A 15,438-nucleotide genomic window follows, 5' to 3' on the forward strand; every position below is an offset into this window, starting at 1 on the left:
TTCAACGCCCGCCGAGCCCTGCCATGGCGATGCCCTTGACGAGGTGCTTCTGCAGGATGATCACCAACAGCGTGGTCGGGATCATCGAGATGATCGCGGCTGCCATCTGCAGGTCCCATCGCGTACCGGTCAACCCTGAGAACGTCGCAAGCCCGATCGGCAGAGTGCCCAGCGTGTCATAGTCGACGGTCACGATCAGCGGCCACAAGTAGCTGTTCCAGAATGAGAGGAATGTGAACACCGCGAGGACCGCAACGGCGGACTTCGACAGCGGCAGGATGATGCGCAGGAACGTGCGGACGGGGCCCGCCCCGTCCACGCGCGCGGCCTCTTCGAGTTCGAACGGGATGCCGCGGAAGAACTGTCGCATCAAGAAGGTCCCGAACGCGCCGAAGGCGAACGGCAGGATGAGCGCCTGATAGGTGTTCACCCACTGGAACCACTGCATCACCTGGAACATCGGGATCACGAGAACCTCGGCCGGGACCATCAGGGTCGCGAGGAAGGCGACGAACACGAGGTCGCGGCCCTTCCAGCGCAAACGGCCGAAGGCGTAGCCCGCCGTCGTCGACACCACCAGGACCACCAACGTGCCGAGAACCGCGACCAGGAGCGAGTTGCCGATGTAGGTCCAGAACGGACCGTACTCGAAGACCTCGGCGAAGTTGCTCCACTTGATCTCGGAGCCGAACAGGCTCGGCGGCATCGAGAACATCTCACCGTTGGGCTTGAGCGCCGAGAAGAAGGCGTAGATCAGCGGGATCATGAATATCAGCGCCGCCGCGTACATGACGACGTGACGGATGGCCAGGCGGATGCGCCCGCCAGCTGTCTGCGGCGCACCGCCGGGTCGACGCCGGGAACGGCGGGAGGATGCTGCATCCCCCGTCAGCAGCGCCGACGTCGACGTCTCGGCGACGAGGAGTTCAGTGCTCATAGTGCACCCACTTCTTCTGGGCGGCGAACTGCACGCCCGTGACGATGATGATCAGCGCGAAAAGGATCCAGGCGCCCGCAGCGGCAAGACCCAGGTCCTGGAACTTGAATCCCTGGTTGTAGATCCACATGACGAGCGGTTGGGTCGCGGTGCCGGGACCGCCGCCGGTGAGCAGCTGCGGCTGCACGAATACCTGCAGCGAGGTGATCATGGTCATGATCGTCGCGAAGAAGATCGACGGCGAGATCATGGGGACCACGACACTCCACGTCATCCGCAGTCCGCGCGCACCGTCGATACGTGCGGCCTCAATCACCGCCTCCGGCAGCTGCTCGAGAGCGGCCGAGAAGATGAGCATGTTGTAGCCGAGCCCCTGCCACACGCTCATGACGACGACCATGATCATCGCCCACGCCGGGTCGGCGAGGAAGTTGGGCAGCTGGACCCCGAACCACGTCTGTGCGAGTCCGTTGAACAAGCCCTGTGGCTGCAGCAGCATCTTCCACACCAGGACGTTCGCGACCATCGGCGTGACGACCGGGATGAAGTACAGCACGCGCAGCGCCCCGCGGCCGCGGATGCGGGGCCCCAGCCCCAGCGCGAGCAGGAGCGAGAGCACGATGCTCACCGGCACATACAGGATGGTGAACACGAGGGTGTTTCGCAGAGCCTCGGCGAACTCTCCATTCGCGAACAGCCGGGCGTAGTTCGCTCCGCCGTTGAAGGCCCGGTCTCCAAAGGTGGGCCAGTCGAAGAAGCTCATCACGATGGACAGGACGACCGGGACGACGGTGAACAGGGCCAGCCCCACCAGGGCTGGGCTCGCGAAGCCCAGCGCCTGGCGTCCCTCGGCCTTGGTGAGAGACCCGCGTCTGCGTGTTGCGGGGATAGCAGTCATGCGCGTGCTGTTCCTGTCTCCTACTCGCCGAACTGTTGCTGCGCCTTGGACAGGACGTCGGTCATCGACGCCTGCCCGTTGTAGACGCTCACGAGCTGCGGCTGGATGTATGTGCCGACCTTCGACCAGTTGTCCGTCACGTACTGACCCTGCGTGTCGGTGAAGGCGGCTTCGAAGACCTGCTTGACCTGGTCTCGGTACTTGGGGTCGATCGAGTCGAAGTACAGCGGCTGGCTCTCGGCGCGGGCCGGGTAGCTGCGTCCCGACGACGCGATGTAGTCCTGCGCGTCTTTGCTCAGGAGCGAGCCGAGCACCTTGAGAGCGGCTTCCTTGTTCTTGCAGCTCTTGGCGATGCCGAAACCCGATCCGAGGATCAGGCTCGTGTTGCCGTGCGCCCCCGTCGGCAGCGGCGCGAGTCCTGCCTCGAACCCGGCGTCGTTGGTCAAGTACCCGACGGCGTTCCAGGTGCCGTCGACCGCCATGGCCGCGTTCTCGCTGGTGAACTGATTCTCGCCCCACCCGGTGTCAGACGCGCTCGCGACCGGAGCCGCCACCTTCTTGTCTGTGACCAGCTGCGCATACCAGGTCGCCGCCTTCTCGAACTCGGGATTCGTCAGCTGCAATGCGCCATCCTGGGACGCCGGCTGCGTGCCGCTCTTGGCGATCGGCAGCGCCTGCCACTGGAAGTCGCCCATCCCGATGCCGAAGCCATACTTGCCGCCGGTCGTCGCCTGCTGGGCGATCCGTTCGAAATCGTCGAAGGTCCAACCGACCGACGGTGTGTCGGCGCCCGCCGCCTTGAGCATGTCGGCGTTGTAGTAGGTGACCATCGTCGAGACATCGAACGGAAGGGCGTACAGCGTGCCCTTGTTCTTGAGGATCTCAAGGGTCCCCGGTGCGAAGTCGTCCTCCGTCAGGCCCGCCGTGGTCAGGTCGGCGGCCGTCAAAGGCTGGAAGGCGGCCGTGTAGCTGGAGAGCATGCCGCTGTTCATGCCCGTGACACAGGCCATGTTGCCCGACGCCATGTTCGTGGTCAGCTTCGTGAAGAAGTCGTTCCAGGGCGAGGTACGCAGGTCGATCTTCAGGTCGGGATTCTGCTTCTTGGCGACGTCCAGCTGCGCCTTCAACGCCGCCGTGTCGTCAGCGCTGCCCGCCCACATGTCGACGGTGACGGAATCGTCCCCGCCCGATGCGGACGAGCTACCACTGCAGCCGGCGAGCACCAGCGCGCTTCCGGCGGCGATCGCCACCAGGGCGCCAACGCGGGTCTTCTTCATCGAATGCCTCCTCGGCGAAACGGGCCGTTGTTTCGCCTCTCGAAACAACTTCGCCCGCCTTTGTGTGAAGGGATGATGGCATGAAAGCATCCGTCGCGCCAGTCACAGATCCGACGTTTGCTTTTTTATCCCGGTCGGAGGACAGAATTCTGTTCCGTGCGAGTCATGCGCTACGCTTCTACTTGATTCGATTCCGAAGAAACCAGGGGACGATGAGCACAGACAACATCGCTCGCAGCGCCGAGGCGCGCCGCATCATCGACCTTGTGGGGCGCGGCGTGGCGACATCTCGAAGCGAGTTGGCCGCGGCGCTCGGACTCGCCCCATCCACCGTCGGGCTGCGCGTCCAGACGCTTCTCGACGTCGGGCTCCTGCGCGAAGGAGGCGCCGGCGCATCACGTGGCGGGCGTCGCCCGCGCGTTCTCCGGGTCGACGACGCCGGCGGCGAGGTGCTCACCGTCGAGGTCGGCGGCGCGCATGCACGTATCGGCCGGCACAGCCTCACGGGCTCGCTACTGGCGGCGCAGAGCTTCCCCATCCAGCTCTCGGACGGGCCGCGCACCGTGCTCGACGTGGTCATCGAGCATCTGCGAGCCGCGGGCGCGGACCGCCCGGTGCGTGCCATCGGCGTGAGTCTGCCCGGGCCTGTGGACACCTCGACCGGATCCGTCGACCAGCCCTCCAGAATGCCTGGGTGGCCCGGCTTCCGCGTCGGTGAGCATCTCTCCGCAGCGCTCGGCGTGCCGACGTTCGTCGACAACGATGCGAACCTCGCCGCGCTCGGCGAGCACCGCGCCCGATTCGGCTCAACCCGTCACAGCATCACAGTAAAGGCCGGCACAGCGATCGGCTCGGGCATCGTCGTCGACGGCCGCATCCACCGGGGCGCAACAGCCGCGGCAGGCGACATCAGTCACACGCGCATCGACAGCGCATCCGCGGTCCCCTGCTCATGCGGCAATGTGGGGTGCCTCGAGACCGTGGCCAGCGGCGCGGGGCTCGTCCGCCAGCTGCGCGAGCGCGGCATCGAGGTCGCCGACACCGAGGATGTCCTCCAGCGCGCACGCGACGCCGACCCCGCGGCGACCTCGCTCGTGCGAATGGCGGGGACGCATCTCGGTCAGGTGCTCTCGGGCGTCGTCAATTTCTTCAATCCGCACGCCGTCTTCCTCACCGGTAGTCTGAGCGCCTCCGAACCCTTCCTCGCAGCGGTGCGCAGTCGCGTCTACGAGGCGTGCCACCCGCTCGTCACGCAGACGCTCACGATCGAGGCAGCCCAGACCGGGCCGGACGCCATCCTCCTCGGCGCCGCCCGCCTGGCCATCGACGAGCTACCGGTCGCCGCCTCCTGACCCGCGCTCACCCGGCCAGCGTCAGTTCGATCACCGGCAGGAGCACATCAGGGCGCTGCACCGGCAGGTGCACCGTCAGCGTGCCCTCCGGCTGACCGGCCGGACGCATCACCAGCGCCTCCTGCGCCGGATCGCTGACCGAGGTCCGCAGCCACGACCCGTCGTGCAGGAAGCGCGTGAAGCCGACGCGGCCGGCCAGTCCCGGCAGATGCACCGCCCCCAGCGGCCACTGCAGAAGATGCAGATACAGACGATCGCCGCGGCGCGTGTATACGCCCTCGCGCGGTGGCTTCAGGCCTGCGTACCCGGCGCCGACCACCGCGTCCCGGTGCAGCAGCATCCACTCTCCGATCGCCTGGAGTGTGCGCGCGTGCTGCTCTGGTACCGCCCCCCGCCCGTCGGGGCCGATGTTCAGGAGCATGTTGCCGTCCATCGCCGCTGAATCGATCAGCATACGCACCAGCAGGTCCGGCGACTTCTGATCGAGGTTGTCGCGGTGGTAGCCCCACGATCCGTTCAGGGTCTGGCATGCCTCCCAGCGCTGCGGGACGCCGTCGCGGCGCAACGGCTCCGTCGGCTGGTACTGTTCGGGCGTGACGAAGTCGGCGGGCACGCCGAGCCGGTCGTTCACGAGCATCCCGGGCTGAAGACGGCGGCACAGCGCGAGCAGTCGATCGGCATCCCAGTCCGAAGCCTGCTTCCCCGGCCATCCATCCTTCTCCTCGGGATAGGTGTAGTCGAAGAAGAGGTAGTCGATCGGTCCGTAGCCGGTCAGCAGCTCCTCCACCTGGGCGTGCAGGTATGCACGATAGCGGCCCATGTCGCGCCCGGCGTTCTGCTCCGGCGCGTCGTCATCGTCCCGACGGGGATGGATCGCATCCACCGTGAAGTCGGGATGGTGCCAGTCCACGAGCGAGTGATAGAGACCGACGCGCAGCCCCTCGCCCCGGGCCGCGTCTACGAACTCCCGCACGAGATCGCGGCCGCAGGCGTACATCGCGGTGAAGTCGGTCTGCGCGCTGTCCCAGAGGCAGAAGCCGTCATGATGCTTCGTGGTCAGCACGATGTATCCCATGCCGGTCTCGCGTGCCGTGCGCGCGAGCGCCGCCGCGTCGAAGCGGTCCGGGTCGAAGTGATCGAAGTACTCGCGATACTCCTGATCGGTCAGCCGCTCGTAGCTCTGCACCCACTCGTGGCGGGCCGCCACGCTGTAGAGGCCGAAGTGGAGGAACATGCCGAACCGCGCCTCATCGAACCAAGCGTGCGCGTGGGGTGTCGTCGTCATCATCGTCACGAGGACCCATCCTGGCGCAGACATCCGATGTCTGCCTGCGGGGAACGGTGGCGAGACAGCGAAAGGGGCCGGAGGATCGCTCCCCCGGCCCTCACAGTGTCGGACTCAGCGCGCGGCCGAGCCGTCCGTGTAGTCCTCGTCCTGCTGCTTCCAGGCGAACAGCGCACGCAGCTCGCGGCCGACGGCCTCGATGGGGTGCTGCTCCTCCTTGGCACGCAGCTGCGTGAACTCGGGTGCACCGGCGTCCTGGTCGTCGATGAAGCGCTGTGCGAAGGCACCCGATTGGATGTCGGCCAGCACGCCCTTCATGTTCTCCTTGACGCTCGGGTCGATCACGCGCGGGCCCGAGACGTAGTCACCGTACTCGGCGGTGTCGGAGATCGACCAGCGCTGCTTGGCGATGCCACCCTCCCACATCAGGTCCACGATGAGCTTGAGCTCGTGCAGCACTTCGAAGTACGCGATCTGCGGCTGGTAGCCAGCCTCGACGAGCGTCTCGAAACCGTACTGCACCAGGTGCGACATGCCACCGCACAGCACCGCCTGCTCGCCGAACAGGTCGGTCTCGGTTTCTTCGGTGAAGGTCGTCTTGATGCCGCCGGCACGCAGACCGCCGATCGCCTTCGCGTAGGACCACGCGGTGTCCCACGCGTGCCCCGTGGCGTCGACCTCGACCGCGGCGATGATCGGAACGCCACGGCCGGCCTCGTACTCGCGCCGCACGGTGTGGCCCGGGCCCTTGGGGGCGACCATGATCACGTCGACGCCCTCGGGGGCCTCGATGTAGCCGAACCGGATGTTGAAGCCGTGCGCGAACAGCAGCGTCTTGCCGGGGGCCAGGTGGTCCTTGATCGAGTCGGCGTAGATGCCGCGCTGGTGCTGGTCGGGCGCGAGGATCACTATCACGTCGGCCCAATCGGCGGCGTCGGCGACCGACTTGACCTCGAAGCCGGCGTCTTCAGCCTTCTGGATCGACTTCGACCCCTCCTTGAGGGCGATGACGACCTCGACGCCCGAGTCGCGCAGGTTCAGCGCGTGGGCGTGGCCCTGGGAGCCGTATCCGACGATCGCGACCTTCTTGCCCTGGATGATGGACAGGTCGGCGTCAGCGTCGTGGAAGATCTCTGTTGGCATGGTTTTCTCCTTGTCTGGGTCGTTTCGTCTCGCTGCGCTCGCTCAACGACCGGGACGAGCGCGCAGGTGGGGGTCAGCCGCGCAGGACGCGCTCGGTGATGCTCTTGCCGCCGCGGCCGATGGCCAGAAGGCCGGACTGCGCCAGCTCTTTCACGCCGAACGGCTCCACGGCGCGCAGGAACGCGTCGACCTTGCCCTTGTCACCCGTGATCTCGATCACGAGCGCGTCGGGCGCGTAGTCGACGACCGAGGCGCGGAACAGGCTGACAACCTCGAGCACGTTCGAGCGGATGGCGTTGTCGGCGCGCACCTTGACGAGCATGTGCTCGCGCTGCACGGACGCGGCGAAATCCAGCTCGACGATCTTGATGACGTTCACGAGCTTGTTCAGCTGCTTGGTCACCTGCTCGAGGGGCTGCTCGTCGACGTCGACGACGACGGTGATGCGGGAGAGCCCGGGCACCTCCGTCACGCCCACGGCGAGGGATGTGATGTTGAAGCCGCGGCGGGCGAACAGTCCGGCGACGCGGGTCAGCAGACCCGGCTTGTCCTCAACGAGGAGGCTCAGCACGTGGTTCGGCATGTCGGTTCCTCCTCAGTCTTCCTGCTCGAACGCGGGGGCGTGGTCGAGGGCGTATTGCACATAGCTGTTGCTGACGCCCTGCGGCACCATCGGCCACACCATCGCATCGGCGCTCACGACGAAGTCGATCACCACGGGGCGGTCGTTCGTCGCGAGGGCCTTCTGGATCGCGGCATCCACGTCCTCCTCCTTCTCGACGCGGATCGCGAGGCACCCGTACGCCTCCGCGAGCTTCACGAAGTCGGGCACGTGGATCGAGCCGTGCCCGGTGTTCAGGTCGGTGTTGGAGTGGCGGCCGTCATAGAACAGCGTCTGCCACTGGCGCACCATGCCCAGCGACGAGTTGTTGATGATCGCGACCTTGATCGGGATGTCGTTGATGACGCAGGTGGCCAGTTCCTGATTCGTCATCTGGAAGCAGCCGTCACCGTCGATCGACCACACGACGCGGTCGGGTTCGGCGACTTTGGCGCCCATGGCGGCGGGCACGGAGTAGCCCATCGTGCCGGCGCCGCCCGAGTTCAGCCACGCGTTGGGGCGCTCGTACTTGATGAACTGCGCCGCCCACATCTGGTGCTGGCCGACGCCCGCCGCGTACACGGCCTCGGGTCCGGTCAGCTCACCGATGCGCTGGATCACATACTGCGGCGAGAGCAGGCCGTCGGTCGTGGGTGCGAAGCCGAGCGGGAACTGGTCGAGCAGGCCGTCGAGATACGACCACCACTCCTCGATGTCGGGGCGCGTCTCAGCCGTGCGATCACGGAAGGCGACGTCGAGGTCGACGAGCACGTCCTTCAGATCGCCCACGATCGGCACGTCCGCGGTGCGGATCTTCGAGATCTCGGCGGGATCGATGTCGACGTGCACGACCTTGGCGTTCGGGGCGAACAGCTCGGACTTGCCGGTGACGCGGTCGTCGAAGCGCGCACCGAGGGCGACGATCAGGTCAGCCTCCTGCAGTGCGAGCACGGCGGGCACCGTTCCGTGCATGCCCGGCATGCCCAGATGCTGCTTGTGCGAGTCAGGGAACGCGCCGCGCGCCATCAGAGTGGTGACCACCGGGGCACCGGTCGACTCCGCGAGGGTGCGCAGTTCGTCCGCCGCACCCGCGCGCACCACACCGCCGCCCACGTAGAGGACCGGTTTGGTGGATGCCGCAAGCAGCCGCGCTGCGGCCTGGATCTGCTTGCCGTGGGCCTTGGTGACGGGCCGGTATCCGGGCAGATCGATCTTCGGAGGCCAGACGAACGGCGCCTCGGCCTGCTGCGCGTCCTTGGTGATGTCCACCAGCACCGGTCCGGGGCGACCGGTCGAGGCGATCTCGTACGCAGCGGCGATGGCGCCGGGGATGTCTTCTGCGCGCTTGACGAGGAACGAGTGCTTCGTGATCGGCATCGTGATTCCCACGATGTCGGCCTCCTGGAACGCGTCCGTGCCCATCAGCGTGCTGAACACCTGGCCGGTGATGGCCAGCATCGGCACCGAGTCCATGTAGGCGTCGGCAATGGCCGTGACGAGGTTCGTGGCGCCAGGTCCGGAGGTGGCGATGGCCACGCCCACCTTGCCCGATGCCGACGCGTAGCCCTCCGCCGCATGGCCGGCACCCTGCTCGTGACGGACGAGGATGTGCCGGATCTCGGACGCATCCATGAGCGGGTCGTAGACCGGGAGGATGGCACCGCCGGGCAGGCCGAAGACGTCGGAGACACCGAGCATCTCGAGCGAGCGGACGACCGCCTGCGCCCCGGTGAGCACGGGTGCGGCGGTGCGGGAGGGCGGCCGGGGAACGGCCGCAGCGGTGTCTGCGGGCATGGTTGTTCTTCCTCTTGTCGGACGGTACAGCGAATGAAAGGCGGCCTAGCTCGTGACCGCGCCTTGGGCTGCGGAGTGGACGAGCTTCGAGTATTTGGCCAGAACGCCTCGGGTATAGCGCGGGGGAAGCGGCTCCCAGCCGGAACGGCGGGAACTCAGCTCGGTCTCATCGACGAGTAGGTCGAGAGTGCGAGCCGCGATATCGACCCGTATCAGATCACCATCGCGCACGAAGGCGATAGGACCTGCGTCCACCGCCTCGGGTGCCATATGGCCGATGCACAGGCCGGTTGTGCCGCCGGAGAATCGACCGTCTGTCAAGAGTAATACATCCTTGCCGAGACCCGCGCCCTTGATGGCCGCGGTGATCGCGAGCATCTCGCGCATACCGGGGCCGCCCTTGGGCCCTTCGTAGCGGATCACCACGACGTCGCCAGCGGCGATCCGCCCGGCCTCCAGCGCGTCCATCGCGGCGCGCTCGCGTTCGAAGACCCGCGCGGGGCCCTCGAAGACGGCGGCGTCGAATCCGGCGGTCTTGACGACCGCTCCCTCGGGCGCGAGCGTGCCGTGCAGGATGGTCAGCCCGCCGGTGGCGTGGATCGGGTCGTTGAAGGTGTGGATGACGGTGCCGTCGACGGGGTCGGGCGACAGCGCCTCGAGGTTCTCGGCCAGCGTCTTGCCGGTGACGGTCAGGGCATCGCCGTGCAGCAGGCCCTCATCGAGCATCGCCTTCATGATGACGGGGATGCCGCCGTTCTTGTCGACGTCGTTCATGACGAACTGGCCGTAGGGCTTCATGTCGGCGATGTGCGGAACCTTGTCGCCGATGCGGTTGAAGTCGTGCAGGGTGAGGTCGACCTCGGCCTCGTGCGCGATCGCGAGCAGGTGCAGTACGACGTTCGTCGACCCGCCGAGGGCCATTGCGAGGGCGATGGCGTTCTCGAAGGCTTCGATGCTCAGGATGTCGCGGGTCGTGATCCCCTGCCGCAGCAGCTCGACGACGGCTTCGCCCGAGCGGTGCGCGAACTGGTCGCGACGGCGGTCGGCCGACGGCGGGGCGGCCGATCCCGGCAGGCTCAGTCCCAGCGCCTCGGCCACCGAAGCCATCGTGTTCGCGGTGTACATGCCGCCGCACGCGCCCTCCCCGGGGGCGAAGGAGCACTCGATGCGCTTGAGGTCCGCCTCGCTCATACGACCGGCCATGCACGCGCCGACGCCCTCGAACGAGTCGATGATCGTGATCTCCTTCTCCGTCCCGTCGGAGAGCTTGACCCAGCCCGGCGCGATCGATCCGGCGTACAGGAAGACGCTGGAGAGGTCGAGGCGCGCCGAGGCCATCAGCATGCCGGGGATCGACTTGTCGCAGCCGGCCAGCAGCACCGTGCCATCCAGGCGCTCGGCCATGACGACGGTCTCGACCGAGTCGGCGATGACCTCACGGCTCACGAGCGAGAAGTGCATCCCCTCGTGGCCCATCGAGATGCCGTCCGAGACCGAGACCGTTCCGAATTGGAGGGGGTAGCCGCCGCCGGAGTGCACGCCCTCCTTCGCGCCCTGCGCCAGGCGGTCCAGGCTCAGGTTGCACGGCGTAATCTCGTTCCAGCTTGAGGCGATGCCGATCTGGGGCTTGTCCCAGTCGTCGTCGCCCATTCCGACCCCGCGCAGCATTCCTCGAGACGTCGTGGCCTCGATGCCGTCCGTGACGGCGCGGCTGCGAGGCTTGATATCCACCTCTGCCTCAGACATGCTCGCAGTCTATTCCGCTGGGGAACGCCGCTCCTCCGCAAGTCGCGCAAGAAGTGCGGCGAAGGCCGGGATGTCGGCGACCACGAGCGTCGCGGCCGTGGACGCCCCTTCTCCGACGTGCACGCCCACATCGCCCTCCCCCAGACTGCGCAGGGCGTCCTCGTCGGTGACGTCGTCGCCGGCGAACAGCACGGCGTCGGCACGGGTCAGTTCGCGGAGGTGGGCGACCGCTGTGTCCTTCCCCTCGTCACGGAACGCGTACTCCACGATGTTGTGGCCGGTGCGCCGCCGCCAGTGCGGGGCCGCGGCGCTCACGATCTCGTCCACCGCGGTGTTCGCCTTCGCCGCATCGGCAGGCGCCGCTGTGCGGGTGTGCACGCCGAAGCCGAACGTCTTCGGCTCGATCCAGACACCGGGCAGCGTCCCCGTGGCCCGCTCCGCCTCCCCGCGGAGGCGGTCGCGCAGCGCGACGTCAGCCGGGTCGTCGGCGGGCTCGACGGTGCCGGCGTCCGGCGTCCAGTACTCCGCGCCGTGCGAGCCGGCCAGCAGGATCGGCGAGTCGTCGTCGTGCTCGGCGATGGTGCGCAGGTCGGACAGGCTTCGACCCGACACCAGCGCCGCCCACGTGTGCGGCAGCGCCGCGAGAGCTTCGACGGCCGTGCGCGCCGCGGGCAGCATGCGCGCCGCCATGGGGTCGTCCTCCAGCGGCGAAAGCGTCCCGTCGAAGTCGAGTGCGACCAGCAGCCGCTCGGCTCGTGCGAGGCGGCCGACCGCGACGTTGTCCGCGGTCACGAGGCGTTGGCCTTCCGCGCTTGCGCGAGCGCTTCGAGGAAGTCCTGCGACCAGCGGGCGACGTCATGCTCCTGCACGCGTTTGCGCAACGAGCGCATCCGTCGTCCCTGCTCGGAGGGCGCCATGTCCACCGCGCGCATGATGGCGTCCTTGACGCCCTCGATATCGTGCGGGTTCACCTGGATCGCGCTGCCCATCTCGTCGGCTGCCCCCGTGAACTCGCTCAGCAGGAGGACTCCGCGGTTGTCGGTTCGAGCGGCGACATACTCCTTGGCGACGAGGTTCATGCCGTCGCGCAGAGAAGTGACGAGCATCACGTCGGCGGCCAGGTAGAGAGCCACCATCTCCTCCCGCGGGAACGCCTGATGAAGATAGCGGATGGCCGTGTGCTCCATGGTGTCGTAGGTGCCGTTGATGCGCCCGACCATCAGCTCGATCTCATCGCGCAGCTGCACGTAGGCATCGACCCGCTCGCGACTGGGACTGGCGACCTGCACCAACGTCGCGCGTTCGACCGAGAGCCGGCCGTCGCGCAGCAGCTCGCCGAACGCCTTCATCCGGTGTCGGATGCCCTTCGTGTAGTCGAGGCGGTCCACACCCAGCAGGATCTTTTCGGGGTTGCCGAGGTCCGCGCGGATCTCCCTCGCCCGTGCCTGCACGTCTTCGCGCTGCGCCAGCTCGATGTACGACGAGGCGTCGATCGAGATGGGGAACGACTTGGCGATGACCAGGCGTGTCGTCCCGTCGCCGTTCGGAACGTGGATGCCGCCGGCCCGCGTCTGATACCGAAGCTGTCGACGCGCGGCGCGGGCGAAGTTCGACGCGTCGGCCGTGCGCTGGAAGCCGATGACGTCGGCGCCGAGCAGGCCCTCGACCACCTGCTTGCGCCACGGAAGCTGCGAGAAGAGTCCGTATGCCGGGAAAGGAATGTGGTGGAAGTAGCCGATCGTGACGTCGGGCCGACGCTCGCGGACCATCTTCGGCACCAGCTGCAGTTGGTAGTCCTGAACCCAGATCGTCGCGCCCTCGGCCGCGACATCCACCGCCGCATCGGCGAACCGCCGGTTGACCTCGACGTACGTGTTCCACCATTCGCGGCGGTAACGGGGAGCCGCGATCACGTCGTGGTAGAGCGGCCAGATCGTGTCGTTCGAAAAGCCCTCGTAATACTCGGCGACGTCTTGCGCGCTGAGCGTCACCGGCACCAGGTGGACCCCGTCGAAGTCGAATGGGTCCACCGCCATGTCGGGCTTGCCGGGCCAGCCGACCCAGGCGCCGTCTGCGCGACGCATGACGGGTTCGAGGGCGGCCACGAGTCCGCCGGGCGAGGTGCGCCATCCGCCGTCTTCGTCGCGATCGACGGGAAGACGGTTGGCGACGACGACGAGGTCAGCACGGTTCATGTCAGAGCCTGCCTTTCGGTGCACCGATGGCTTTCAGGCTACCCCGCGCCGAGCGCGCCCCGTGGCATCTCGGGTGCGACCGGCGCTACCGTGGAGGAATGCGCAAGTACCTCTTCGGCACCGGCCTCATCGGAGCGTTCACCAGCGGTCTGTCGATGCTCAAGGCGATGCGTGAGGGCGAGCCATTCACGTGGCGCACCGCCCTGGCGTGGCTGAGCTGGGCCATCACCGCAGCCCTCGCCGTGGGCGCCATCGTTGATATCCGACGCGCGGGCACCGGTCATCTGGCCCCGACGGACTCGCCGGTGGCCGGCCACGAGAAGAAGTACCTGAAGGAGCACCTCGAGAAGTGACCGGCCGCCGGCGCGTCGCGTTCAGCGGGTGAGAATCAGCGCATCGCCCTGACCGCCACCTCCGCACAGTGCGACCGCGGCCGTGCCGCTTCCGCGGCGTACGAGCTCGTGCACCATGTGGACGACGAGGCGGTTACCACTCGCGCCGATCGGGTGACCGATGGCGATGCCGCCGCCGTGGATGTTGACGATGTCGTCCGACAGCCCCAGCTCGCGCTGTGAGCGCGCGACGACCGCCCCGAACGCCTCGTTGATCTCGACGACGTCGAGATCGGCGATCTCGATGCCCTGCTTGCCGACGGCCTTCGCGATGGCGCGTGCCGGCTGCTCGTGCAGCGAGTTGTCGGGGCCGGCCACCTGCCCGCTCGCGCCCACGACCGCCAGGACTTCCCAGCCCTTCGCGTCGGCGTGCGAACGGGTTGTCAGCACGACAGCGGACGCGCCGTCGGAGATCTGCGAGGAGTTGCCCGCGGTGATCGACCCGCCCTCCGCGAACGCGGGACGCAGCTTCGCCAGCGACTCGACCGTGGTGTCGGGACGGATGCCCTCGTCGCGCGAGGCGACGACCGGCTCACCGCGCCGCTGCGGGATCGACACCGGCACGATCTCGTCATCGAAGACGCCGGCGTCCCAGGCGGCGGCCGCGCGCTGGTGCGAGCGGGCCGCCACGGCGTCCTGCTCCTCACGCGTCACCGAGAACTTCTCATTGAGTCGCTCTGTCGATGCGCCCATGCTCTCGCGATCGTAGGCGTCGGTCAGTCCGTCGTAGGCCATGTGGTCGAGCACCTCCACCGTCCCGTACGACCAGCCGTCTCGCGAGCCCATCAGCATGTGCGGCGCGCGCGTCATCGATTCCATGCCGGCGGCCACGACCACCGTGGCGTCGCCGAGCCGCAGCATCCGCGCCCCGTCGATGACCGCCGTGAGGCCAGACAGGCAGACCTTGTTCACCGATCCTGCGTGCACCGTCCACGGAATGCCCGCGCCGATCGCCGCCTGACGCGCCGGGTTCTGCCCCGCACCGGCGGGCAGGACCTGCCCGACGAGCACCGCGTCGACCGCATCGGCGGGGATCCCACCCTTCTCCAGTGCGCCGGCGATCGCGGCACTGCCCAGCTGCACCGAGGTGAGCCCGGCGAGCTGGCCCTTCAGCCGCCCCTGCGGCGTGCGGGCTGCGGCGACGATCACCACGTCGTCGGTGTTCATGCTTTCTCCTTGAGTTCATCAGCGACGGTCAGTGCAGGCTCGGTCGCGGCCACGACCTCGTCGACGCTCACGCCTGGCGCGAGCTCGACGAGCACCAGCCCGTCATCGGTGACATCGATCACCGCGAGATCGGTGATGATGCGGTCGACGACACCCTTGCCGGTCAGCGGCAGCGAGCATTCGTCGACGATCTTGGGCGACCCGTCTTTCGCGACGTGCTCCATGAGCACGATCAGCCGGCCCGCGCCGTGCACGAGGTCCATCGCTCCCCCGGGCCCCTTCACCATTTTGCCGGGGATCATCCAGTTGGCCAGGTCGCCGGTGCGCGACACCTGCATCGCGCCGAGGATGGCCGCGTCGATCTTGCCGCCGCGGATCATGCCGAAGCTCGTCGCCGAGTCGAAGAACGACGCGCCCGGCAGCAGCGTGACGGTCTCTTTGCCCGCGTTGATCAGGTCGGGGTCGACGTTCTCCTCCGTCGGGTACGGACCGACGCCGAGGATGCCGTTCTCGGACTGCAGCACCAGGGTCACGCCCTTGGGCACGTAGTTCGGTACGAGCGTGGGAAGCCCGATGCCGAGGTTCACGTAGGCGCCGTCGGGCAGCTCGCGGGCGGCGCGGGCCGCCATCTGCTGGCGTGTCAGGGCCATG

General features: G+C 67.7%; 14 protein-coding genes. 2 read left to right on the plus strand and 12 right to left on the minus strand.

Annotated features, from left to right (window positions below; all coding sequences use genetic code 11):
* Position 1 precedes the first annotated feature (1 nt).
* From PU630_RS09100 to PU630_RS09110, 3 genes are read right to left on the minus strand one after another with little or no spacing between them, the layout of a single operon-like run.
* Positions 2–937 carry a carbohydrate ABC transporter permease gene (locus PU630_RS09100; protein ID WP_275276765.1) on the minus strand — a complete coding sequence of 312 codons (936 nt, stop codon included), beginning with the start codon at positions 935–937 and terminating at the stop codon, positions 2–4.
* A complete protein-coding gene (locus tag PU630_RS09105) occupies positions 927–1,835 on the minus strand; it encodes a carbohydrate ABC transporter permease (RefSeq protein WP_275276766.1) in 909 nt (302 codons plus the stop codon). The genes PU630_RS09100 and PU630_RS09105 overlap by 11 nt, the downstream gene beginning before the upstream one ends.
* A gap of 20 nt (positions 1,836–1,855) precedes the next feature.
* On the minus strand, positions 1,856–3,112 hold the full coding sequence (locus PU630_RS09110; protein WP_275276767.1) for an ABC transporter substrate-binding protein: 1,257 nt from the start codon (positions 3,110–3,112) through the stop codon (positions 1,856–1,858).
* A gap of 212 nt (positions 3,113–3,324) precedes the next feature.
* Between PU630_RS09110 and PU630_RS09115 the strand changes: the two genes are divergently transcribed.
* Entirely contained in the window at positions 3,325–4,464 is a 1,140-nt protein-coding gene (locus PU630_RS09115; protein WP_275276768.1) for an ROK family transcriptional regulator, read from the plus strand.
* 7 nt (positions 4,465–4,471) lie between these two features.
* Here the strand turns inward: PU630_RS09115 and PU630_RS09120 are convergent, their stop codons facing one another.
* The 7 genes from PU630_RS09120 to PU630_RS09150 form a co-directional block, all read right to left on the minus strand.
* Positions 4,472–5,698 carry an alpha-L-fucosidase gene (locus PU630_RS09120; protein ID WP_275280062.1) on the minus strand — a complete coding sequence of 409 codons (1,227 nt, stop codon included), beginning with the start codon at positions 5,696–5,698 and terminating at the stop codon, positions 4,472–4,474.
* A 165-nt stretch (positions 5,699–5,863) separates the two neighbouring features.
* On the minus strand, positions 5,864–6,892 hold the full coding sequence (gene ilvC, locus PU630_RS09125; protein ID WP_275276769.1) for a ketol-acid reductoisomerase: 1,029 nt from the start codon (positions 6,890–6,892) through the stop codon (positions 5,864–5,866).
* A 73-nt stretch (positions 6,893–6,965) separates the two neighbouring features.
* The gene (gene ilvN / locus PU630_RS09130; RefSeq protein WP_275276770.1) at positions 6,966–7,475 is read right to left on the minus strand and encodes an acetolactate synthase small subunit; all 510 of its coding nucleotides are present in this window, start codon (positions 7,473–7,475) and stop codon (positions 6,966–6,968) included.
* A gap of 12 nt (positions 7,476–7,487) precedes the next feature.
* Positions 7,488–9,287: an acetolactate synthase large subunit gene (locus PU630_RS09135; protein WP_275276771.1), complete on the minus strand. Its 1,800-nt coding sequence runs from the start codon at positions 9,285–9,287 to the stop codon at positions 7,488–7,490.
* Between the two features lie 45 nt (positions 9,288–9,332).
* Positions 9,333–11,033, minus strand: coding sequence for a dihydroxy-acid dehydratase (gene ilvD / locus PU630_RS09140; RefSeq protein WP_275276772.1), 1,701 nt, complete (start codon positions 11,031–11,033; stop codon positions 9,333–9,335).
* Positions 11,034–11,042: 9 nt separating this feature from the next.
* The gene (gene otsB, locus PU630_RS09145; RefSeq protein ID WP_275276773.1) at positions 11,043–11,825 is read right to left on the minus strand and encodes a trehalose-phosphatase; all 783 of its coding nucleotides are present in this window, start codon (positions 11,823–11,825) and stop codon (positions 11,043–11,045) included.
* Positions 11,822–13,228 carry an alpha,alpha-trehalose-phosphate synthase (UDP-forming) gene (locus PU630_RS09150; RefSeq protein ID WP_275276774.1) on the minus strand — a complete coding sequence of 469 codons (1,407 nt, stop codon included), beginning with the start codon at positions 13,226–13,228 and terminating at the stop codon, positions 11,822–11,824. Before PU630_RS09150 ends, otsB begins: the two co-directional genes overlap by 4 nt.
* 98 nt (positions 13,229–13,326) lie before the next feature.
* Here PU630_RS09150 and PU630_RS09155 point away from each other — a divergent pair, with 98 nt between their 5' ends.
* Positions 13,327–13,581: a hypothetical protein gene (locus PU630_RS09155; protein WP_275276775.1), complete on the plus strand. Its 255-nt coding sequence runs from the start codon at positions 13,327–13,329 to the stop codon at positions 13,579–13,581.
* Between the two features lie 21 nt (positions 13,582–13,602).
* On the opposite strand, the gene PU630_RS09160 is transcribed toward PU630_RS09155, so the two are convergent.
* Together PU630_RS09160 and PU630_RS09165 are read right to left on the minus strand one after the other, a co-directional pair.
* On the minus strand, positions 13,603–14,787 hold the full coding sequence (locus tag PU630_RS09160; protein WP_275276776.1) for an acetyl-CoA C-acetyltransferase: 1,185 nt from the start codon (positions 14,785–14,787) through the stop codon (positions 13,603–13,605).
* The gene (locus PU630_RS09165) at positions 14,784–15,437 is read right to left on the minus strand and encodes a CoA transferase subunit B (RefSeq protein ID WP_275276777.1); all 654 of its coding nucleotides are present in this window, start codon (positions 15,435–15,437) and stop codon (positions 14,784–14,786) included. Before PU630_RS09165 ends, PU630_RS09160 begins: the two co-directional genes overlap by 4 nt.
* Between the last annotated feature and the right edge of the window lies 1 nt (position 15,438).

Origin of the sequence: Microbacterium horticulturae, assembly GCF_029094505.1 — a bacterium.
Taxonomy (GTDB): domain Bacteria; phylum Actinomycetota; class Actinomycetes; order Actinomycetales; family Microbacteriaceae; genus Microbacterium; species Microbacterium horticulturae.